The 20,952-nt window shown below is 62.5% G+C and carries 25 protein-coding genes and 1 pseudogene; 17 read left to right on the top strand and 9 right to left on the bottom strand.

Translation table 11 applies throughout. The annotated features are described in order from the left end of the window. Genes KY379_RS24050 through KY379_RS24040 form a run of 3 tightly spaced genes read left to right on the top strand, consistent with a single transcriptional unit; the run spans position 1 to position 870 of the window. Positions 1-195 carry a hypothetical protein gene (locus KY379_RS24050; RefSeq protein ID WP_261241616.1) on the top strand — a complete coding sequence of 65 codons (195 nt, stop codon included), beginning with the start codon at positions 1-3 and terminating at the stop codon, positions 193-195. 41 nt (positions 196-236) lie between these two features. Continuing rightward, entirely contained in the window at positions 237-584 is a 348-nt protein-coding gene (locus KY379_RS24045; RefSeq protein ID WP_261241617.1) for a hypothetical protein, read from the top strand. Then, on the top strand, positions 559-870 hold the full coding sequence (locus KY379_RS24040) for a hypothetical protein (RefSeq protein ID WP_261241619.1): 312 nt from the start codon (positions 559-561) through the stop codon (positions 868-870). Before KY379_RS24045 ends, KY379_RS24040 begins: the two co-directional genes overlap by 26 nt. On the opposite strand, the gene KY379_RS24035 is transcribed toward KY379_RS24040, so the two are convergent. Further along, the gene (locus tag KY379_RS24035) at positions 867-1,085 is read right to left on the bottom strand and encodes a hypothetical protein (RefSeq protein WP_261241620.1); all 219 of its coding nucleotides are present in this window, start codon (positions 1,083-1,085) and stop codon (positions 867-869) included. The two genes, KY379_RS24040 and KY379_RS24035, sit on opposite strands and share 4 nt — an antisense overlap. A 113-nt stretch (positions 1,086-1,198) precedes the next feature. Here KY379_RS24035 and KY379_RS24030 point away from each other — a divergent pair, with 113 nt between their 5' ends. The 3 genes from KY379_RS24030 (at position 1,199) to KY379_RS24020 (ending at position 4,033) form a co-directional block, all read left to right on the top strand. Next, positions 1,199-1,789 (top strand): hypothetical protein, encoded by a 591-nt coding sequence (locus KY379_RS24030; protein WP_261241622.1) that lies wholly within the window; start codon positions 1,199-1,201, stop codon positions 1,787-1,789. Positions 1,790-1,876: 87 nt separating this feature from the next. Next, a complete protein-coding gene (locus KY379_RS24025; protein ID WP_261241623.1) occupies positions 1,877-3,112 on the top strand; it encodes a DNA-methyltransferase in 1,236 nt (411 codons plus the stop codon). Positions 3,113-3,166: 54 nt separating this feature from the next. Continuing rightward, entirely contained in the window at positions 3,167-4,033 is an 867-nt protein-coding gene (locus KY379_RS24020; RefSeq protein ID WP_261241624.1) for a hypothetical protein, read from the top strand. 124 nt (positions 4,034-4,157) lie between these two features. On the opposite strand, the gene KY379_RS24015 is transcribed toward KY379_RS24020, so the two are convergent. Further along, positions 4,158-4,457, bottom strand: a complete 300-nt coding sequence (locus KY379_RS24015; protein WP_261241625.1) for a hypothetical protein — start codon at positions 4,455-4,457, stop codon at positions 4,158-4,160. 145 nt (positions 4,458-4,602) lie between these two features. Further along, the gene (locus KY379_RS24010) at positions 4,603-4,851 is read right to left on the bottom strand and encodes a hypothetical protein (protein ID WP_261241626.1); all 249 of its coding nucleotides are present in this window, start codon (positions 4,849-4,851) and stop codon (positions 4,603-4,605) included. A gap of 212 nt (positions 4,852-5,063) precedes the next feature. Here KY379_RS24010 and KY379_RS24005 point away from each other — a divergent pair, with 212 nt between their 5' ends. Both KY379_RS24005 and KY379_RS24000 read left to right on the top strand, forming a co-directional pair. Continuing rightward, positions 5,064-5,642 (top strand): hypothetical protein, encoded by a 579-nt coding sequence (locus KY379_RS24005; RefSeq protein ID WP_261241627.1) that lies wholly within the window; start codon positions 5,064-5,066, stop codon positions 5,640-5,642. A gap of 43 nt (positions 5,643-5,685) precedes the next feature. Further along, positions 5,686-6,147, top strand: a complete 462-nt coding sequence (locus KY379_RS24000; RefSeq protein WP_261241628.1) for a hypothetical protein — start codon at positions 5,686-5,688, stop codon at positions 6,145-6,147. A gap of 15 nt (positions 6,148-6,162) precedes the next feature. Here KY379_RS24000 and KY379_RS23995 read toward each other — a convergent pair whose 3' ends face one another. Beyond that, entirely contained in the window at positions 6,163-6,348 is a 186-nt protein-coding gene (locus KY379_RS23995) for a hypothetical protein (protein ID WP_133330755.1), read from the bottom strand. 453 nt (positions 6,349-6,801) lie between these two features. On the opposite strand from KY379_RS23995, the gene KY379_RS23990 reads away from it, so the two are divergent. Continuing rightward, positions 6,802-7,995, top strand: a complete 1,194-nt coding sequence (locus tag KY379_RS23990) for a site-specific integrase (RefSeq protein ID WP_261241630.1) — start codon at positions 6,802-6,804, stop codon at positions 7,993-7,995. Positions 7,996-8,126: 131 nt separating this feature from the next. Next, a complete protein-coding gene (pbpG, locus tag KY379_RS23985; protein WP_133326838.1) occupies positions 8,127-9,053 on the top strand; it encodes a D-alanyl-D-alanine endopeptidase in 927 nt (308 codons plus the stop codon). A gap of 40 nt (positions 9,054-9,093) precedes the next feature. Here the strand turns inward: pbpG and KY379_RS23980 are convergent, their stop codons facing one another. After that, positions 9,094-9,546, bottom strand: a complete 453-nt coding sequence (locus KY379_RS23980; protein WP_133326840.1) for a hypothetical protein — start codon at positions 9,544-9,546, stop codon at positions 9,094-9,096. 210 nt (positions 9,547-9,756) lie between these two features. Here KY379_RS23980 and KY379_RS23975 point away from each other — a divergent pair, with 210 nt between their 5' ends. Then, complete coding sequence (locus KY379_RS23975) at positions 9,757-11,091, top strand: lysine N(6)-hydroxylase/L-ornithine N(5)-oxygenase family protein (protein ID WP_133326842.1); 1,335 nt, start codon at positions 9,757-9,759, stop codon at positions 11,089-11,091. A gap of 128 nt (positions 11,092-11,219) precedes the next feature. On the opposite strand, the gene KY379_RS23970 is transcribed toward KY379_RS23975, so the two are convergent. From KY379_RS23970 to KY379_RS23955, 4 genes and pseudogenes are all read right to left on the bottom strand, one after another. Continuing rightward, positions 11,220-12,302 carry a DUF1615 domain-containing protein gene (locus tag KY379_RS23970; RefSeq protein ID WP_409977296.1) on the bottom strand — a complete coding sequence of 361 codons (1,083 nt, stop codon included), beginning with the start codon at positions 12,300-12,302 and terminating at the stop codon, positions 11,220-11,222. An 11-nt stretch (positions 12,303-12,313) separates the two neighbouring features. Beyond that, positions 12,314-12,496: pseudogene (locus KY379_RS23965) on the bottom strand (hydrolase); the annotation flags it as partial. Between the two features lie 57 nt (positions 12,497-12,553). Continuing rightward, positions 12,554-13,273, bottom strand: a complete 720-nt coding sequence (locus tag KY379_RS23960) for a thioesterase II family protein (protein WP_261241641.1) — start codon at positions 13,271-13,273, stop codon at positions 12,554-12,556. Between the two features lie 153 nt (positions 13,274-13,426). Beyond that, positions 13,427-13,828, bottom strand: a complete 402-nt coding sequence (locus KY379_RS23955; protein ID WP_133326844.1) for a hypothetical protein — start codon at positions 13,826-13,828, stop codon at positions 13,427-13,429. A gap of 252 nt (positions 13,829-14,080) precedes the next feature. Here KY379_RS23955 and purU point away from each other — a divergent pair, with 252 nt between their 5' ends. The 6 genes from purU to KY379_RS23925 are packed head-to-tail and all read left to right on the top strand — an operon-like array spanning position 14,081 to position 20,903. Beyond that, complete coding sequence (gene purU / locus KY379_RS23950; protein ID WP_133326846.1) at positions 14,081-14,947, top strand: formyltetrahydrofolate deformylase; 867 nt, start codon at positions 14,081-14,083, stop codon at positions 14,945-14,947. Continuing rightward, a complete protein-coding gene (gene folD, locus KY379_RS23945; RefSeq protein WP_261241632.1) occupies positions 14,944-15,855 on the top strand; it encodes a bifunctional methylenetetrahydrofolate dehydrogenase/methenyltetrahydrofolate cyclohydrolase FolD in 912 nt (303 codons plus the stop codon). Before purU ends, folD begins: the two co-directional genes overlap by 4 nt. Further along, on the top strand, positions 15,837-17,078 hold the full coding sequence (locus tag KY379_RS23940; protein WP_196172778.1) for an FAD-dependent oxidoreductase: 1,242 nt from the start codon (positions 15,837-15,839) through the stop codon (positions 17,076-17,078). The genes folD and KY379_RS23940 overlap by 19 nt, the downstream gene beginning before the upstream one ends. Before the next feature lie 11 nt (positions 17,079-17,089). Continuing rightward, positions 17,090-17,395, top strand: a complete 306-nt coding sequence (locus KY379_RS23935) for a sarcosine oxidase subunit delta (RefSeq protein ID WP_133326852.1) — start codon at positions 17,090-17,092, stop codon at positions 17,393-17,395. Further along, positions 17,392-20,301 (top strand): 2Fe-2S iron-sulfur cluster-binding protein, encoded by a 2,910-nt coding sequence (locus KY379_RS23930; RefSeq protein ID WP_261241633.1) that lies wholly within the window; start codon positions 17,392-17,394, stop codon positions 20,299-20,301. Before KY379_RS23935 ends, KY379_RS23930 begins: the two co-directional genes overlap by 4 nt. Further along, positions 20,298-20,903, top strand: a complete 606-nt coding sequence (locus tag KY379_RS23925) for a sarcosine oxidase (RefSeq protein WP_261241634.1) — start codon at positions 20,298-20,300, stop codon at positions 20,901-20,903. The genes KY379_RS23930 and KY379_RS23925 overlap by 4 nt, the downstream gene beginning before the upstream one ends. Positions 20,904-20,952 lie beyond the last annotated feature (49 nt).

Below are 20,952 nucleotides of genomic sequence, written 5' to 3'. Positions count from 1 at the left end.
ATGAGCGATCGCGGCGAGCACCCCAGCGTTTACTACGAAGGCCGGGACTGCCGCCGCTCCGGTGGCAGCAAGCTGGCTAACCCATTCGCCTATCACACGTTCCACGGCTCCTGGTTCCTGGCCGGCTGGAACGACATGGACCTTGAGATTGAGCAGAAAAATCCGAAGCGCGCTGCTAAGAACAAGGCGGCGTGAGCACTTGCACCTTCCCCCAAGCGGCCTGCAGGAGGTCGAGCATGGCATCCCTTTTCGACGCATCAATGCGCAAGCCGGTGCGAAAGCTGTACATCACCCGCAGCGGTGGACGGTACCGGCCTGATGATGTGGCCCTGGCGTTTGCGCTGAGCCTTCGCCTTCACGACAGCGCCGATCACCTGCGCAGGCTGGCTCGCCGCCTGGTCGACAAGGTCTGCCTCGAGCACCAGCCGAACATGAAACGCCTGGCCCGCGAACCGGACGACGCCGAGGTATTCGACGCCGCGCTCAAGATCATCAACCGGGTGTGCGACCTGCTCGATATCGGGCCTGGCGCCCGCTTCGTGCGCAATGGAGGCGATGATGGCTCTGACGCAGCAGCAGCGTGACGAGAAGCGCAGGGCCAAGGCGGAGCGCTTGCAGGAAGAAGACCTGCGTTTGAAGGTTCGACCAGGGACTAAACAGGCGCTGCTTGAGCTGATGGAGTGGGCTGGGATCGAGGAACAGGGCGAGGCGATGACGCTGATGATTCATCACCTGCATGGGCTTGGCCCGGGCGGTGCCCTGCCGCTGTTGACACCTCCGCGCCACGAAATCACGGTTTCGCCTTCTGTGGTGCGGAAGCTTGAGAACTTTAGGGCGCGCGAGGCGCTGAGAATCGAGCTGGCAGATTAAATCTTGCCATCTTCAATAAGCTTCTCAACCGCTGCGATCACACCTTCCTTGCCCGCGGCTTGCGATTCCCAAGGTCCTTCGACGGTATGCAGCACATCAAGCGAACCAGGTTTTACGATGTGGAAATGCTCGATGGTGCCTTGAGGTGCATACGGTGCAGCATGCACGAGTACGCCCTTGTGAGTGATTTCGATTGCTCCGTCGTTCTGACTCATCTGCGTCTCCTTTAATCCGGCCCCATGCCGGTCACCCGTAATACCCCATACAAAACCAAATTGCCACCATGCCGCCACCAGCACGGAGGGCGGCGCCATGCATGGAGAAAGCCATGAGCGATACCGAAGCCAGCCCGAGCCTGGCAACCGGCCACCCGATGGACGCCGACACCTGGCAGGACTTCGTTGCCCGCCTTCGCCATCACTGCAACGGCCAGGGCGTGAAGTGGCACCACACGGCATGCGCCCTGTTCACTGTGCAGCAGAAGCGGATCGACTATGGGTTCGACCCCGAGTACGCCGAGGGGACAGCGGTCTGCCTGGATGGCAATACCTGGTTCAGCCCTGAGGAATACTGGGCAGATCTCGACGAGGAAGAGCAGCACGAAATCGACCTAGCTGTGCACGATCGATACGAGTGCAATTTCATCGAGCTTGATACTGACGACCAGTGGGAGTTCCTGGGCGAACTTGACGACCACACAGTCACCGGCTGGAACAAGCGCTGGGAAATCGTGAATAGTCACTTCACCAAGGAAGCGGCCGAGGCCTTCATTCGCCGCAAGCAGCACGACTACCCCGAGCTACGGGTTTACGTCGAGTCGCAGTACTACGCTTGGGAGTTCGAAGCGATCAAGGCCGCCATCCTCGACGGCACGCTGGTCTACCAGCCAAAGCCTGCGGCTGAAGACGCCGCCGCCTGACCCTCCGTCGCTGCCCGCCAGCGCCTTCCCCTATTCAACGATAACGCCTCCCCGGCGAGGGCGGCGCCTGCACGCATGGAGCAAGCCATGACCTACACGCTTCACCTTGGCGACTGCATCGATGCGATGCGTGCCATGCCCGATAACTCGGTCGACAGCATCGTTACCGACCCGCCCTATGGACTGCGCTTTATGGGCAGGCGCTGGGACTACGACGTGCCCAGCGTCGATATCTGGGCGGAATGCCTGCGCGTGCTCAAGCCTGGCGGCCACCTGCTGGCGTTCGCCGGCACTCGCACCCAGCACCGTATGGCCGTGCGCATCGAGGACGCCGGCTTCGAGATCCGCGACATGATCGCCTGGGTGTACGGATCTGGATTCCCTAAGTCCCGCAACATCGGAAACGATGTCGACGGGATGGCTGGCTGGGGCACGGCGCTCAAGCCTGCTCTTGAGCCAGTCACTGTTGCGCGCAAGCCGCTTATTGGCACTGTAGCGGCGAACGTACTTGCGCATGGCACTGGGGCGCTGAACATAGACGGTTGCCGAGTCGGGAGTGAGGTTGTATCGACTCATTCCCGCGGTGCAAACGGCGCCTTCCCCAAGCGCCCTGGTGAAAAAAGCGCGGAAGAAAGCGGGCGGAAGAAAGACCAGCGGGATGGACTTGATCATTCCGAGCGAGTGGGTCGCTGGCCGGCCAACCTGGTACATGACGGGAGCCCGGTGGTTCTCGAGCAATTCCCGGACGCTCCCGGCCAGCTCGCTTGCGCCAGCACCAACAGCGAAGCCAGGAAGACCCAAAACGCCTACGGAGCCATGCGGCGCGGCCGGGGCTCAGAACCATCGGCAGACAGCAGCAATGCCGGACTGGTCGGGTTCAGAATGAAGCCTGGCGAGCGCCGCATGGACTCGGGCAGCGCAGCGCGGTTCTTCTACTGCGCCAAGGCTAGCCGCGCCGATCGCAACGACGGGCTTTCTGCCGGCGAGCAGCCGGCTGTGACCGCCTGCGCCACCATGCGTGAGCGCGAGCAGGCGGACTGGCCCAAGCGCAATGGCAACCACCACCCCACGGTCAAGCCCACCGACCTAATGGCCTACCTGCTGCGCCTGGTAACCCCGCCGGGCGGTACCGCGCTCGACCCGTTCATGGGCAGCGGCAGCACTGGCAAAGCAGCTATGCGCGAAGGATTCGAGTTCATCGGCTGCGAGCTCGACCCGGAGTACTTGGCGATCGCCAAGGCGCGCATTGAGCACGAGCTGGCCAAGGTCACCGCCGCTCGCGAACAACCCGCCGAATCGCAGCTCAGTCTTTTCGGAAGCTGAAACTCAACTTGAGGTATCCCCATTCCCACAGAAAACCGATCAAGCAACAAAGAGATGGTCAGCGTTGCGCCAGTGCAGAAGCGCAACCGAATTTACGTGGAGGTCCGAGAGTGCGAAGGATGCAATCACATCGGCATCGATGACGCCCATAGCACTCTCGGCGCGTGCCACGAATGCGACTGGAGCGGCCCTGAGCCAGTGGAAGACAAGTGCCCAGGCTGCGGGCGGAAGAACGTTATTGCGGCTGCATGCCCTGACTGTGGTAGTCGCTACGTTCTGGCCACCTCGAAGGAATTCGAGGTTCCAGCCCCGCAGCCCCACCCCGACCCCATAGCCTGGATGGTTGGTACTGCCTTCTGGTGGACCAAAGAAGAGGCAGAGAGGGATGCAGCAGAGACTGGGCTGCAGATTGTTGGCCTGGGGCCAATGACCGGTGCAGCGCCAGCCGAGCAGCACCAGGGCGAGCCGGTGGCTGTTTTCAGCATCGACGCCTCTGGTTACAGGGTTAGGATTCTTGAATCCGCATGCAGCTCATTGCCTGCAGATGGAACCAAGCTCTACACCCACGCCGATCCTAACGTGCGCTGGAAGGCCGTGGCCGATGAGCAGATGAAGGTTATCGAAGGCCTGCGCGCCCAGCTAGCCGAGGCCCGAGAAGACCGCAACAAGCTGGGCGACAGATACGACGCCGCCGAAGCTAAGCTGGCCGAGCGGGATGCGCTGCTGCGCGACCTTGAAGGCAAGACGATCTTGTCCTGGCCCGACAAGCGGAGGATATCCGCCGCCCTATCTGCCAGCGCAGAGCCGATCGCGCCAGCAGCCCAACCAGGTAAATGTCTCGATGGTGGTGATTGCGGCCTAGGTGGAACTTGTAAGTGGTGCCCCCACACCAGCCCCTCCCCGGCGCGACAGCACTCGTGACCACATGAGTACAAATGTACTCCGATCAGATGTAACCCCTCTCCCCTCTATTCACTGTCGCGATATGGCGGCGGAGAGAGGCTGGCTCAGTTCCGATCCCGAGCCAGCCAGAGAAAGGGCAGCTCTACCCAGCAGAAGCAGTGTGTTCGACGGCGGTTAAGCCTTCAATTGCTATCCGGCGCGCCCGCCCAACGCCCCAGGCCAGAGCACGCGTCATCGATTCGCCTGGTCGAGAATTGAATGCCTCTTCGTGCAACGCCATACCTTGAGGCGCGTACACGCCAATGAACATCTGCGTTTGGCCTGTCTTAGAAAGCCTGACCTGAACATCAATGTGCGTGCCGTCGTCCAGTGTTTCATCATGGGCACGATGATGGAGCTGCGGGTCTGCCCAATCCCAGAACACATTTCCACGAACTCGCATGTGACCCTCCTCCAATCTTTATTGTTCATCCATTAGAGGGTCAAAATAAATCGCACACAAAAAACTTCAAGTGACGTAGATCAGAAAATTTAGCGAAGCGACAGTCGGCATTAAACTTATACAGACTTTCACTTCTGTATAAGTTTTATTGGGATTTGGAAGCGCAGTCTCTGTCTTTCGCTTCGGCTGCAAGCGAATCAGCAAATTCGATCCAGGCGTTGAACGCAGCGCGGTGCGCCTCGCATGCGGCTTGCCATGCTGGCCCTCCCAAGCGGCCGTAAGCTACCTGATTCATGGTGGTGGAAGTGAGCGAGTCCAGCTCCCGCAGCAATTTGTAAGCGCGATATCTTTTTTCAATATCCGGCATGGTCTTTTCATCCAGCTTGCACAACAAGGTCTGAGCCTTTCCAAGGCTTTTGCGTGGTAGACCTTCGTGGTCTGCCTTCTTTCCATCAATCCTAACTGTTCCGCCGAATGGCGGCGAGGCGAAGCTATGTCTCAAGCATTCCATACAGGCAACGAGCGCCAGCTCTCCCCGCACGAAACCCAACCCGAACCTACGCCCGCTACGGCGCCTGGGCGCTGGATTGATGAGAGGTATCAGCTGTGAGCAAGATCGATTGGAGCAAGGCGCCTGAGTGGGCAGACGGCCACGGCCTGGTTGCCCATCACGGCATCACCGAGGTGTGGATCAACATGGACCAGTACGCCGTGGTCGGCGCCGAGGATCGCGCCTACCCCTATGGCGGCGGGACCGGCGATCACCGGCACAACTTCACGCGTGGCCAGGTCCAGTACATAACGCCGCGGCCGGCGCGCTGGGATGGTGAAGGTCTACCTGCAGTTGGCACAAAGTGCGAGTTTAAGGCCAACGTTCTCGGCTGGGTCGAGGCGACCATTACCGCGGTTACTGAGCTGGGCATCGTATTTACCCGCCCCTCGTACCAGAACGGCCGCCCTCTTGTTGAGGAGCGACTGCCACACAAGGCCATCGAACGATTCCGCCCAATCAGAACGCCAGAGCAAATCGCTGCTGATGAACGCCTGCACAAGCTCCGCAATGCTCACACGGCCATAGCAAGAACGCTTGAGTCTTTCCGGGGTGACATCCCCGCAGAGGCAGTTTCCCGACAGGTGATCGAGGCGATGATCGACGCCGGATACAGTAAGCAGGTGGCGCCATGATCGCCCTAGCCTACATGGCCTACCTGATCTACAGGGGGCCGCGATGAGTGACGCGCCTATCGAGCCGCAAGACTGGTCATTCGGCGTGAAGATTGTCCAGATCGAAGACATCCGGGTGGCGCGCGGCCTTACCCGTCGACCAAGAACCTCATGCCGCCACCGGAAGATGGTCTACGACGAGAAGGAGCGGCGCGTCTGGTGCAGCGATTGCGAGACCGAGGTAGAGGCGTTCGATGCTTTCATCTTCCTTGTCGAGCGCTACGCCGGCGCGGTAAGCAAGCTCAATCGCCGGGCAGATGAACTGGCCCAGGCTGAGAAATTCCAGCTCCGCAGTCGAGCCGCAAAGGCAATGGACGACGCATGGCGAAGCACGACCATGGCGCCTCTCTGCCCTCACTGCAACAACGCTCTCATGCCAGAGGACGTGGTTGGCGGACTTGCCAGCACGTCCAAAGAATTCGTCCGGGCCGAGCGCAAGCGCAAGGCCGACCTTAAGAAGAAGTAACCCCTCCCCTACTACTCAAGCCCGCCGGCGTGCCGACCAGAAATGCGTCGCAGCCAGCAACACACCCGGTATGGCCATGCCAAGGCCGCTGTAGATGAATGCAGGCTGCTCTGTCATCAGCCCACTTAAAGCGAACCCGATACCAGTTGGTATCAGGGTGACTGCTGCATAGCCCCACGGCTTTCTAGTTTCCTTGGCCATATCGTTCCTCCCATTGAACCCCGATTAAACCACATGAGCCCGCCGACATGCGCGGGCGAGGATGACCTATGTCCGATAACACCGTGAAGTGCAGCAGGTGCCGCAACCAGCACAAGGAAAGCGAGCGCGTTCTTGCTCCCTGCAAATGGCTAAAGGGTGCCAGCACCATGATCTGTCCGCGCTGCCGGTGCACCAGTTACTACATCGTCGAGCCTGTGCCGTCGGCCTGACCAACAACCTGCCGCCACCGGCGGCGTGGAGACCACCCATGAAAGACGAAGAACAGGCGCCCATTGCTTGGGTGCAAGACAAGGTGCCCGAGGATCGGATGGCTGAGCTGATCGGCACCACCAAGCGCGCACTGGAAGGAAAGCGAAGCCGTGGCGTGATCCCCGAGGGGGTCTGGAAGAAAATCGACGGCAGGATCTTTTACAGCATCAGGAGATACGAAGCGTGGCTGGAAGGAAGCTGGGGCTACCCACTGGAGTCGAGTTCATCGGCAAATCAATCCGCATCCGTTTTACTGTCAACGGTGAGCGTCGATCCGAAACACTCGCGCATCCCCAGACCGCCAAGGGGATCAAAGCGGCAGCCGATCTACGCGCTCAGGTAGTCAGCCTGGCCAAGCACGGCGTACTGGATGAACAACGGTACGCCGAGCTTTTCCCAAGCTCGGGCTACATCACCAGGACCAACGAACTGCTGTTCGGCGAATACGCGCAAAGCTGGCTGGATAGCCTGGAAGTGGTGAATGACACGCGGGTAAATTACAAGGGGTTGTTGAATAACTACTGGATGCCCAACCTGGCGGTACGCCCCATCAAGGGCATATCAACCATGGACTTGAGGAAGGTGGTCACGGCGACCGAGTGGAAGAGCTCTACCGTAAAGCGCGCAGCAATTGCCATTGCGAAGCGGCTTTTCAAGCAGGCTGTGTTTGATGGGGTAGTCGATAAGAACCCGGCGGATCCTATCAAGCTGCCACAGAAGAGCAGGAAGCAGGTAGACCCCTTCACTGTGGAAGAGGCGGATTCGATAATTGAGTGGCTGTATGCCAACTTGACCCGGTGTCACCAAGTCTACGCAGCCTTCTACGAGTTCGCCTTCTACACCGGGATGCGCACCGGAGAAATCATGGCCCTGCGCTGGGACGAGATCGACTGGGAAAAGAAGACGGCGCACATCTGCCGGATCGTAGTTGAAAAACAGGTCATCGAGCGCACCAAGACCAAGTACACCCGAACCGTCATGCTGAACAGCCGGGCCCTGGCGGCGCTTGAGCGGGCCAAGGAGATCGCGCACTACCGTTCCCGGCAGAAGCGGCGCGTCTCGACGACCTCGCCTTTTATCTTCCAGCCGTCCGGCGCCTCGCCGCATATGACCGTGCCGGAAACGCCGGCCAACCACTTCGGCCACGCGATGAAAGCGCTGAGCTTGAGGCATCGGCCCCAGTACAACTGTCGGCACACTTATGCCACGATGTGTCTCATGTCAGGGATGAATCCTGCCTTCATTGCAGGGCAGCTTGGGCACTCGGTGCAAGTGCTTCTTTCCACCTATGCAAAGTGGCTTACTTCGGCCAACGATTGGTCCGAATTGGCGAAGCTGGAGCAGCAGCTAATTGGTACAGAATTGGTACAGGATTAAATATCCTTCACCTTGCGCCCTTTAGTCATAAGGCATTCGACAGAGGTTGAGCCATACTCCAGAATGCACGGGTTTCGAGGGGGAAAACCCTTGCACAGCCAACGACATACCAACTTTTAGTGAGCCTCAACGTGAAAACATCCCTGTCCATCCTCAGCCTGCTGCTGTTGCTCACAGGTACCGCGACCCTACCGTCGACCGCTGCTGCACAACCCCCATCCCAGGTGAAAAATGACCCGTCCAAGTTGCACCTGGCCTCCGGCAGCGCCCTGCTGATCGACCTGAACACCAACCAGGAACTGTATTCGAGCCACGCCGACCGCGTGGTACCCATCGCCTCGGTCACCAAGTTGATGACGGCGATGGTGGTGCTGGACGCCAAGCAGCCCATGGACGAAATGCTCACCATGACCATCGCCGGCAACCCCGAGATGAAGGGGGTGTATTCGCGGGTGCGGCTGGGCAGCCAGCTCGATCGCCACGAGACCTTGCTGATCACCCTGATGTCGTCGGAGAACCGCGCCGCCAACACACTGGCCAACCACTACCCCGGCGGTTACCCGGCTTTCATCAAGGCCATGAACGCCAAAGCCCGCGCCTTGGGCATGAGCCACACGCGCTATGTCGAACCGACCGGCCTGTCGACGCAGAACGTTTCCACCGCCCGCGACCTTGCCAAGCTGCTGCTGGCCTCGCGCAAGTATCCGATGCTGAGCACCTTGTCCACCACCCGGGAAAAGACCGTGGCATTCCGCAAGCCCAACTACACCTTGGGTTTTCGTAACACCGACCACCTGGTCAACAAGAGCAACTGGGACATCAAGTTGACCAAGACCGGCTTCACCAACGAAGCCGGCCACTGCCTGGTGCTACTGACCAGGATGGACAACCGCCCGGTGGCCATGGTGATCCTCGACGCCTACGGCAAGTACACTCACTTCGCCGACGCCAGCCGCATGCGCCAGTGGCTGGAAACCGGCTCGGCCAAGCCGGCCCCGGCCGTGGCGATGCAATACAAATCGGACCGCCAGAACAAGGCCCGCCTGGCTTCGGAGTAAGCGCACCGCTCCCCGACGACCTGGGGGCCTGGCACGGCCCTCAGGCCTGGGTACTGACGATGCTACCGGTGGCGCTGCCGCCTTCGGCGGTCAGCAATTCCAGCAACTGCGCCGTCGCGGCCTGGATCTGACCGCTGAGGGTGGCGATGCTGGCCTGCTTGGCACTCACTGCCGCCGCTTTTGCCGACTCGTCCATGTGTTTGGCTTGCAACGCAGCCAATTCCTTCTGCTGCTCGGCCAGCTGTTTCTGCAACTCCTTGATCATTTCCTTCAGCTCGTTGATGGCCGAGGAGGCGCTGCTGTCGCTGCTGCTGGCACCACTGCCCGCCGCGCCGCCCGCCCCTTGCGCCTGACTGGCCGCCTGGCTGCCGGAGGTGCCAGCCTGAACAGAGCCCGCGCTGTCTTCGGTGCCCTCACTGGCCGCCACATCGGTGCTGGTGACCTGTGCCTGGCTGGCTGCCGTGCTGATCGTGACCGAACTGATTCCTACCATTTTGATTCCTGCCTGAAACGCGTCCATGGGGGTTCTTGAGCTGTCCTGCTTATCGGCCACGCGACGCAACTCTTTAGCCTCGGCCGCGACCTCGCTGCAACCCCCCCCGGTAAATTCCCCACTACCTGGCTCGTTTGAACAAATGTACTTGCGCAGGAGCCGGCGCCTCCCCGGCGGGCGTCCACATTCGACTTTTATGGAATCGCAGCCATGAGCCAGTCTTCAAACCCGGAAACAATCAAAGACCTGATCGGCGTGGGCTTCGGCCCTTCCAACCTGGCGCTGGCCATCGCCCTGGAAGAGCTTGCCCAGAGCCAGGGTCATGCCCTCGACGCCCTGTTCATCGACAAGCAGAAGGATTACCGCTGGCACGGCGAGACCCTGGCCACCCAGAGCGAGCTTCAGATCTCCTTCCTCAAGGACCTGGTTTCGTTGCGCAACCCCACCAGCCCTTACAGCTTCGTCAACTACCTGCATCAGAAGCAACGCCTGGCCGACTTCATCAACCTGGGCACCTTCTATCCGTGCCGCCTCGAGTACAACGACTACCTGCGCTGGGCCGCCGAGCACTTCGCGACCCAGGCGGTTTACGGTGAGGAAGTGTTGCGCATCGAGCCGGAGCTCCAGGGCGGACGGGTCGAGCACCTGCGCCTGGTATCGCGTGACCAGCAGGGACGTGAATACAGTCGACGCACCCGCTCGGTGGTGGTAGGCAGCGGTGGCACGCCAAAGATTCCCGAGAAATTCGGGGCATTCAAGGACGATCCCCGGGTATTCCACCACTCCCAGTACCTCAGCAGCCTCAGCAAACTGCCCTGCACCGAGGGCAAACCCATGCGTATCGCAGTCATCGGCTCCGGCCAGAGCGCGGCCGAAGCGTTCATCGACTTGAACGACAGCTACCCTTCGGTAAAGGTCGACATGGTGCTACGCGGCTCGGCCCTGAAACCGGCTGACGACAGCCCGTTCGTCAATGAGATCTTCTCGCCCGACTACACCGACCTGGTCTACAACGAACCGGCCGACCAGCGCAGCAAGCTGCTCGGCGAGTACCACAACACCAACTATTCGGTGGTCGATCTCGACCTGATCGAGCGCATCTACGGCATCCTCTACCGCCAGAAGGTCGCCCACCAGTTCCGCCACAATGTGCTGTGCCGCCGCCAGGTCGAAGCGGTGGTCGCAACCCGCGATGGCATCGAACTGACCTTGCGCGACCTGGCCACCGGCCAACAGCAGACCCACCGCTACGATGCCGTCATCCTCGCTACCGGCTACGAGCGTCGCTCGCACCGGGACCTGCTGGCACCCCTGGCCGGCTACCTCGAGGACTTCAGCGTCGATCGCAACTATCGGGTGTTGGCCAGCGAAGACCTGCACGCCTCGGTGTACCTGCAAGGCTTCTGTGAGAGCAGTCATGGCCTGAGCGATACCCTGCTGTCGGTGCTGCCATCGCGCGCTGCGGAAATCAGCCAAGCGCTATACCACGACCTGGCCCGCCACCATGGCCGCAGCCAACCGACGGTCGCTCTGACCAGCGCCTGATCGCCCTCCGCCTCTTCCAAGCCGGCAGGGCGTCTGGTGCGCGCCCTGTCGGCTTGCGCCTTGCGAGACGATACCGAATATCGGGCCGGCGGATTGTCAGGGTCAATCGTGTTCGTCGGTTCCTGCCTCTAGCGCTCCATGCACCGCTGATAGCGCTCATCCACCCGTCTGGCGAACCACGCCGTGGTCAGCTTGCGGGTGATCTTCGGGCTCTGCAGCTCGATTCCGGGCAATACCGCCCTAGGCAATGGCTTGCCGGCGCGCCCCTCAGCCAGGGCGAAGACGCCGCTGTACAGCTTGCTGTCTTCGAAGCCCAGGCTGTCACCTTGTTCGAGCTGAGCACGAATCTGCGGATTGCGCAGACCCAACTTGGCCCCCAAGGTACGGGCTGCCCGCTCGGTGTTACCCGGCAGGATCGCCCCCGGTGCTATCAGGTCGCCGTCCAGCGCCAGATCGGCACCGCTGACCTTGGCCAAGGCCGCTTGAAATGCGGCATTGCGGCTGGCGTACCAACCGGCGTTGAAGTCGGCGAAGCGATAGAGCTGGCGATCGTAGTTCGCCGGATAGCCCAGTAAATGCGCGATACCGAAGTACATGCCGCCGCGCCGAGTGAACACTTCCTGGCGCAGGGTGCCGTTGTAGGTGTACGGATAGTCCTGCGCATGTTTCTCGGCGAAGTCGATGCTCACCTGCATCGGCCCACCGGTGTGCACCGGATTGAGGCCGCCGAGCAGGGTCTTGCCCAAGGGCAACTGGGCGATGAATTCATCGTACAGGGCACTGAGCTGCTTCTCGCTGCGCACCGCCAACAAGCGCTGCTGATAGCTCTGGCCGTTGCTCGAGGAGGTGTTCAACGCACCATCGACCAGCATGCGCGGAATATGCAAGCGTGCGGCGCGCCGATCGATTTCATCCCGGGCAATGCGACCCAGGTTCGGGACCTGAGGGTCGGCGCTGAAGGTCGACTCCTGCTCCGTGACCGCCAACACCGCGCACAGGTTGCTCTTGCTCGGCGCGATGCGCTGGGCGCTGAACGCGACCTGGATATCCCTGGCCCAACCTGCCCGGTCCTTGGCCTGGGCCGGCAACAGGCGCATCAGCTGGGCACGCACCTTGGTCGGATCGGCCTCGGGCTCTGCCGCCTGACGCCCGGCACAACCTTGCAACAGCGCCAGGCCAGCCAGGCCGAACGCCAACAGCCGGCCGTTCAGGGCTGCTCACCGGCGAGATAGGTCTTGAGCCCCTTGGGGTGCCCGGACATCACGATCGGCAACTTCAGCTCGCTACAGGCAGACAACAGCCAACGCGCGCGGGCACGGGTACCGGCTGGGTCACTCATGGCGCCGATGAGTTTCTCCTGAAGGTCGACGGCCAACAACGTAGCCTTGTGTGGATCGATCAGCATTGCCTGCCCCTTGCCTGGGAAAAGGCATAGCGTCCCCCACGCAGGCAGTGACGTCAATCAGGCACTCCGGCGCAGGGGCTCCAGGACATCGGTCAGCGTGGCGAGCACGCGGTCTTCGTGTTCGTGGATGAAAAAGTGCCCGCCGGGAAACCACTGCAGCGAGAATTCACCCGCAGTTTCCTCGCCCCAAGCCAGCAACTGCGCTTCGCTGGCCTGGTCCGCCGCGCCACCAAGCACGTGCAGCGGGCAGCCCAGGGGGGAGCGCTGCCGGTAGCTGTAACGGCCACAGAGGAGGAAGTCGGCACGCAAGACGGGCAGCGTCAGCGCCATCAGCTCGGCATTGGCCAGTACGGCTTCCGGCGTGCCGTTGAGCTCACGCAGTTCATCGATCAACTGCTCGTCGGACTTCGCCTCACACCAGTTCCGACCCGCATAGTCCTCCCGCCGAGTCGGCGCTGCCGTCCCGCAGGCAAACAGCGCTCGCGGAGCCAGGCAACCCAGTGCCTGCAGCTCGTGGGCCAGCTCGAAGGCCAGCAACGCGCCCAGGCTATGGCCTAGCAAGGCGTAGGGCGTGCTGGCGGCCAGGCGCTGCTCGCCCGCCAGCTGCCGGGCCAGCCCCTGCATGTCGGTGTGCAGTGGCTCGCCCATGCGTACGCCACGCCCCGGCAGTTCCACCGGATGCACATGCAACCAGGCCGGAAGCTTGCGGCGCCAGCGGCTGTAGACCATGGCGCTGGCGCCGGAATAGGGCAGGCACAACAGGTTCAGCGTGTTCACTGGGCTGCGGCTTCGGCTATTGTCTGCTGCCTGGTCGGTACCACCTGTCATGGCCTGTCTTTCTCCTGGTCTGAACGTCTCTGGCCCCACTTGGCGCAGGGCCCCAAATAGACGTAGCCGGCTTCAGGAAAATTAGGCCGATGCCTTCAGCATTCAGGCATCGCGCAGCAGGTCATGGGCGTCGAGCAGGCGATAGGCGACTTGTGGATTGCGCTCCAGCCCACGACGGATGGCCGCCGGGATCGATTGCCGGGTCTTGCGACACAAACCTGGCAGGGCTTCGAGCTCGATGACGATGCCACGCATGGTGCGCACCTCGTTGAAACCGGGCGAGATATGCACACGGATGCCGAGGTTCTCGAACATTCGCACCTGCAGGCGCTGCAAGTCTTCCAGGTCCTTGAGGTTCTCCAGGCGCTCGAGCAGGCGCTTTTCTTCCTGACGGGTCAGCAGGAGGATGCGCTGGGCCGAGGACGGCTGTTCGGCCAGATTTTCCCGACCGCAATCGCACGCCCCCGGCGGGCAGGGCTGGCGCCATGGAAGTGGTGTATTCATTGGCCAAGCATAGCCTGTAGCGGCCAGGGCTCGGCAAGTCGCAAGCGACAACCACCACGAAAGCAGCGCCCTGCTCTTCCACCAATATTCCTACCAGGATAAAAAATTTCACAAACCTCTGGACCATTCACCCCGTGATCGCCTATAAATCGCTCAAGAGAAATTAATATTCCTATAAAGAAACATCGTTCGCCGCCCGCGACATCTTTTGCCCTTGTGCCGACCTGCCCCACTTCACCACGAGGCCCCGACATGCATCCCGCTCCCGACCACTTCATCCTGCGCGTCAGTTGCCCGGCTGTGTCCGGCATCGTCGCTGCAGTGACCACCTACCTGGCCGAGCAAGGTTGCTACATCAGCGAAATGGCGCAGTTCGACGACGAGGACAATGGCCGCTTCTTCATGCGCGCCGTGTTCCGCTACAACACCGGCTGCACGGGCGACACCCCGCAACTGCAAGCCGGTTTCGCCGACGTCGCCCAGCGCTTCGACATGGATTGGAGCCTGCACAGCAGTGCCCGCCCCATGCGCGTACTGCTGATGGTCAGCAAGTTCGACCACTGCCTGTCCGACCTGCTCTACCGCCACGCCAAAGGCGAGCTGGACATGCAGATCACCGCCGTGGTGTCCAACCACCTCGACCTGCGACCGATGGCGGAGCGCCAGGGCATTCGCTTCGTCTATCTGCCAGTGACCAAGGAGACCAAGGCCGAACAGGAAGCGGCGCTGATGCGCATCGTCGAGGAGACCGCTACCGAGCTGGTGGTGCTGGCGCGCTACATGCAGATCCTCTCCGACGACCTGTGCCGGCAGTTGTCGGGCCGGGCGATCAACATCCACCACTCGTTCCTGCCGGGCTTCAAGGGTGCCAAGCCCTACCATCAGGCTTACCAGCGTGGGGTGAAGCTGATCGGTGCCACTGCGCACTATGTCACCAGCGATCTCGACGAAGGCCCGATCATCGAGCAGGAAGTGCAACGCGTGGACCATGCCTACGCTCCAGACGATCTGGTGGCGATCGGCCGCGACACCGAAACCATCGCCCTGTCCCGCGCCGTGAAATACCACCTCGAGCATCGGGTATTCCTCAACCACGACCGCACGGTGATCTTCAAATGAGCGCCTCCCCCAACATCAAGCTGATCGATGGCAAGGCCACCGCGACACGGGTGCTGGCCGAGGTTCGCGAACAGGTCCAGGCCCTGCGCCAGCGTGATGTGCAGCCGGGCCTGGCGGTTGTCCTGGTGGGCATGGACGCGGCCAGTCAGGTCTATGTACGTAATAAAGTGCTGCGCGCCGAAGAGGTTGGCATTCGCTCACTGCAACATCGCTTGCCGGGCGACACCACCCAGGCAGAGCTGCTGACCCTCATCGACCGGCTCAACCGCGATCCGGCCGTCAACGGCATCCTCGTGCAACTGCCGCTGCCGGCACACATCGACGAGCACCGTGTTCTCCAGGCAATAGACCCGCTCAAGGACGTGGACGGCTTCCACAGCGAGAACGTCGGCGGCCTCGCCCAAGGCCGCGATGTACTCACTCCCTGTACGCCCAGTGGCTGCATGCGCCTGCTGCGCGAAGCCTGTGGCGAACTGCGCGGCAAGCATGCCGTGGTGGTGGGCCGTTCGAACATCGTCGGCAAACCCATGGCCGCGCTGCTGCTGCAAGCGGACTGCACGGTGACCGTGGTGCACTCACGCAGTCGCGACCTGGCGGCCCTGTGCCGTCAGGCGGACATCCTGGTGGCCGCGGTCGGCAAACCTCACCTGATCGGTGCCGACTGGCTCAAGCCCGGGGCGGTGGTGATCGACGTCGGTATCAACCGTATCGATGAAGGCGGCCACAGCCGCCTGGTCGGCGACGTCGATTTCACGGCCGCCCTGCCTCAGGTCGCGGCCATCACCCCCGTGCCCGGAGGCGTGGGGCCGATGACCATCGCTTATCTGATGAAGAACACCTTGATCGCCCTCGACCTGCAGCAACAGGCCACCCGCCAGGAGCGCACCCCATGCCTTTCGCCCTGCTGAAATACGGCCTGAGCGCCGACTACCCGGTGGAGGTCGACCTGCCGCCACCGAGCGAACTCAAGCCACGCTATGACGTGGTGATCATCGGCGGTGGCGGCCATGGCCTGGCCACCGCCTACTACCTGGCCAAGTACCACGGCGTGAGCAACATCGCCGTGCTGGAAAAATCCTACCTGGGCGGCGGTAACACCGCACGCAACACGGCGGTGATCCGCTCCAACTACCTCACCAGCGAGGGTGTGCGTTTCTATGCCGAATCGGTGCGGATGTTCCAGAACCTGTCCAACGAATTCGACTTCAACATCATGTATTCAGAGCGCGGCCAACTGACACTGGCGCACACCGATGCCACCGTGCGCGCCTTCCGCCAGCGCGCCGAGGTGAACAAGCACTTTGGCGGACGCACCGAGATGATCGATCGCCAGCAGATCCGCGAACTGGTACCCAGCCTGAACCTGGACCCCGGCCACCTGCCGGTGTTGGCCGGGCTCTGGCACATCGACGGCGCCACCGCCCGCCACGACGCCGTCGCCTGGGGTTACGCCAAGCAGGCAGCCAAGCGCGGCGTGGAAATCCACCAACTCACCGAAGTGCAGGACCTGGTCATTCGCCGAGGCCGTATCGAAGCGGTCAAGACCAACCGTGGCACGGTGCAATGCGGCTGCGTGGTGCAGGCAGTGGCCGGCGCCAGTTCACTGTTGATGGCCAAAGCCGGCATCCGCGCGCCGATCCACACCTACCCGCTGCAGGCGATGGTCACCCAGCCATTCAAGCCGTTTCTCGATCCATTGGTCAGTTCCTCGGCGCTGCACTGCTATGTGCAGCAGACCAGCCGCGGCGAGATCGTCTTCGGTGGCGGTTCCGACCCCTACCCGCTGTACAACACCCGCTCGACCCTGGACCTCAAGGAAAGTCTGTTGGCCCACGCCATCGAAATGTTCCCGTTCATGGCCAACGCCAAGCTGATGCGCCAGTGGGCAGGCATTACCGACATGACCCCGGACTACAGCCCGATCATGGGCCTGTCCCCGGTGGACAATTACTACCTCGACGCCGGCTGGGGCACCTGGGGCTTCAAGGCCACGCCCATCTGCGGCAAGACCATGGCCGAACTGGTGGCCAGCGGCGGCAAGGTGCCGGACATGATCGCGCCCTTTGCCCTGGAGCGCTTCAGCCGCTTCCAGCAAGTCAACGAAATGGGCGCCACCGCGGCCAGCCACTAGAGGACTGCACGATGAAGATCCTGACCTGCCCCTTGAACGGCCCGCGCAACATCAGCGAGTTCACCTATGGCGGCGAGCTCAAGCGCATGCCCGACCCAGCCACCTGCAGCGATGCCGAGTGGGCCGATTATGTGTTCAACAGCGAAAACCTGGCCGGCACCGTCATCGAGTGGTGGCTGCACAACGCCTCCAGCTACTGGTTTCTGGCCGAGCGCCACACTGTTAGCGACCAGGTGCTGCGAACCTTCGACCCCAAGGAAATGTTCGACCAGCGCGTCGACTTCGCCCCTGCCGTCACACCGGAGATCGCTGGATGAACCACATTAACCGCCTTCCCGCGCCCATGGGCCTGCTGATCGACCGCCAGCGGCCCTTGCAGTTTTCCTTCGACGGCCAGCCTTGCCAGGGCTTCGTCGGCGACAGCATCGCCAGCGCCCTGCTCGGCAATGGCCGCTGGCTGCTGTCTCGCTCGTTCAAATACCATCGTCCGCGCGGCCCGTTGAGCATGGCCGGGCAAGACGCCAACACCCTGGTGCAATTGCCCGACGAAGCCAACGTGCTGGCCGACATGCAGGCCGCCGATGATGGACTTGTGGTCGAGGGGCAAAACTTCAACGGCAGCCTCCAGCATGACCGCGATGCGTACCTGGGCAAGTTCTCACGCTTCATGCCGGTTGGCTTCTATTACCGCGCCTTCTACAAGCCCAAGGGCATGTGGAAGGTCTGGGAGCCGCTGATACGCAAGAAAGCCGGTCTTGGCGTGCTGGACCTCGGCTTCCAGCCGCAGTACTACGACAAGGCCTATCTGTTCGTGGATGTGGCGGTGATCGGTGCGGGCCCGGCTGGCCTGCGCGCTGCGCTGGATGCGGCCAAAGCGGGGGCCAAGGTGCTGCTGATCGAACAGCAGCCGGTACTCGGCGGCTCGCTCACCTACGCTCGCTTCGACATCGCCGGCACCCGCGCCGGACAGTTGCGCGAGCGACTGCTGGCAGAGGTCGAGGACCACCCGAATATCCAGGTCTTGCTGGAAGCCACCTGCAATGGATGGTTCACCGACAACTACCTGCCAGTGATCCAACACCAACGCATGTACAAGGTACGCGCCACACGCTGCGTAGTAGCTTCTGGCTCGTTCGACCAGCCGGTGGTGTTCCGCAACAACGACCTGCCTGGGGTAATGCTGATCAGCGCCGCCCAACGTTTGATGAAGCTGTACGCGGTCAAACCGGGCCAGCGTGCGGTGGTCCTCACGGGTCACGATGATGGCTACCTGGCCGCCCTCGACCTGCAGGAGCAGGGCGTGGCGGTCGCCGCCCTGGTGGACATGCGCGCCGCCCCCGCAGACAGCGCACTGACCAGCGAGCTCAAGCGCCGCGGCATACCTGTGCACCTGGGCAGCACGGTGTACGAAGCCCTGCCTGAAGCCGGCACGGGCCATGTCACCGGCGTCGACCTCCGCACTATCACTGGCCAAGGCAAGGTTGCTGAACACGGCCTGCGCCTGGCGTGTGACCTGTTATGCATGTCGGCTGGCTACATGCCGGTGTACCAGCTGCCATGCCAGGCCGGCGGCAAGCTCGCCTATGACGTCAACCGCGACGAATTCACTCTCGCCGGTCTGCCCGCCGGGCTGGATATCGCAGGCTCCGTGAACGGCCACCACCAGCTCGACAACGTCCTCGCCGATGCCGCCCGCGGGGCAGCGCAAGCAGTGACCGCCCTGGGCCTGCAAGCCGCCGAAGTGCCGGCGCTTGGCGCACAAGCCAGAGTCAACTTCCCCTGGCCGATCTTTCCTCACCCCAAGGGCAAGGACTTCGTCGACTTCGACGAGGACTTGCAGGTTCGCGATATCGTCAATGCCACCCGCAGTGGCTACCGCGACGTGCAACTGGTCAAGCGCTTCTCCACGGTCGGCATGGGTCCGTCCCAGGGGCGCCACTCAGCCCTGCCGACCGCGCGACTGGTGGCCCAGGCTACCGGCCGCAGCATCGGCGAAACCGGCGTGACCACGGCCCGCCCGCCATTCCAGGCGGAAAAGCTCGCGCATGTCGCCGGACGGGCCTTCGACCCGTACCGGCAGACGCCGATGCACCAGCGCCATGTGCAGGCCGGGGCGAAGATGATGCCCGCCGGTAGCTGGCAGCGCCCGGCCTACTATGGCGCTGCCGACGAACGCGAGCGCTGCATGCAGGAAGAGGCCCGCCATGTGCGGGAAAAAGTCGGCCTGATCGATGTGTCCACCCTGGGTGGCCTTGACGTACGTGGCCCCGATGCCGCCGAGCTGCTCGAGCGCCTGTACACCTTCGGCTTCGCCAAACTGGCTATCGGTCGCACCCGTTACGCGCTGATGACCAACGAGCACGGGGTGGTGATCGACGACGGCGTCTGCGCACGCCTGGCGGAGCAGCACTTCTACGTCACCGCCACTACAAGTGGCGTCGATCGTCTCTACCAGCAGATGCTCAAGTGGAATGCCCAGTGGCGCCTGGACGTCGACATCACCAACGTCACCGCCGCCCTGGCTGCCGTTAACCTCGCCGGACCGTTGTCGCGGCGCGTGCTGGCCAAGGTGTGCGAAGACGTCGACCTGTCAGCCGAAGCCTTCCCCTACCTGGGCGTGCGCCTGGGCACTGTGGCAGGTATTACGGCGCGGATCCTGCGGGTCGGCTTCGTCGGTGAACTGGGCTATGAGGTGCACGTGCCGGCACGCCATGCCGAGCGCCTGTGGGATGCGCTGATGCAAGCGGGCGCCGAGCTGGGCATCCGCCCGTTCGGGGTCGAGACCCAACGCCTGCTGCGCCTGGAAAAGGGCCACGTGATCATCGGCCAGGACACCGACGGCATGACCCACCCGGCGGAAATCGACACGCAGTGGGCCATCGGTCGCAAGAAGCCGTTCTTCGTCGGCAAGCGCTCCATCGAGATCCTCGAAGCGCAACCCCTCAAGCGCAAGCTGGTCGGCTTCACCTTGCCCAAAGGCAGCGCGCAGCCCCTGGAAGGCCATCTGGTCCTGGACGGTGCGGATATCTCCGGCAACGTCACCTCCTGCGAATACTCGCAGACCCTGGGGCAGATCATCGGTCTGGCCTATGCTGGCGCCCACCAGGCGACCCCCGGCATGCACATCCCGATCCGCGTGGAAGGCGGCGCGATGGTCAGCGCCAAAGTGGTGCAACTGCCGTTCTTCGACCCCGACAACTCACGCCAGGAGCGCATAGCATGAACCGCCTGAAAGCCGAAGCCTTACCCACCCGCAGCCCGTGTACAGAGCGGTTGCAGAGCTGCGCGCTGAGCGACCTGAGCGAGCTGGCGCGGGTCGGTTTTCGCGGAGGCGACAGTGCCGCCTACCTGCAACAGCGGGGTTACCGCCTGCCTGCGCAGCCGAACCAGGCCTTGCGCCAGGACGACGGTGCCTGGGTGGCGCGCCTGTCAGCCAGCGAGTACCTGCTGCTCGGCAGTCTGGCCGACCTGGGCGCAGCGATAGCCGCCGAGGAGGCGCAGTGGGTGCAGGATGCCTCGCGCAACTACCTGCTGCCACGTCAGGACAGCCATGCCTGGCTGCAGTTGTCCGGGCAGCAGTGCAGTGCGGTGATGGCCAAGTTATGCGGTGTCGACCTCCGCGATCAAGCCTTCCCTGTGGGGGCCGTGGCGCAGACGTCGGCGGCGCGGATCAACGTGATCGTGGTGAATGTCGGGAGCGAGGCGTGGCCTGCGTTGTACCTGCTGTTCGACCGCGCTTCGCTGGCGTACTTCCGTGATGCGATGCTCGATGCGATGGAGGAGTTCGAGGGGGGATGGGTGGGGGTCGATGAATTGACCTGTTGATCTGTACTGGCCTCTTCGCGGCGGTTCGGCGCCCCGACAAGCCCGCGAA

It is taken from the genome of Pseudomonas sp. HD6422 (genome assembly GCF_025377065.1).
Classification (GTDB): Bacteria; Pseudomonadota; Gammaproteobacteria; order Pseudomonadales; family Pseudomonadaceae; genus Aquipseudomonas; species Aquipseudomonas putida_U.
The sequence above is the reverse complement of the archived record's forward strand: the minus strand, read 5'-3'. Positions and strand labels throughout refer to the sequence as shown.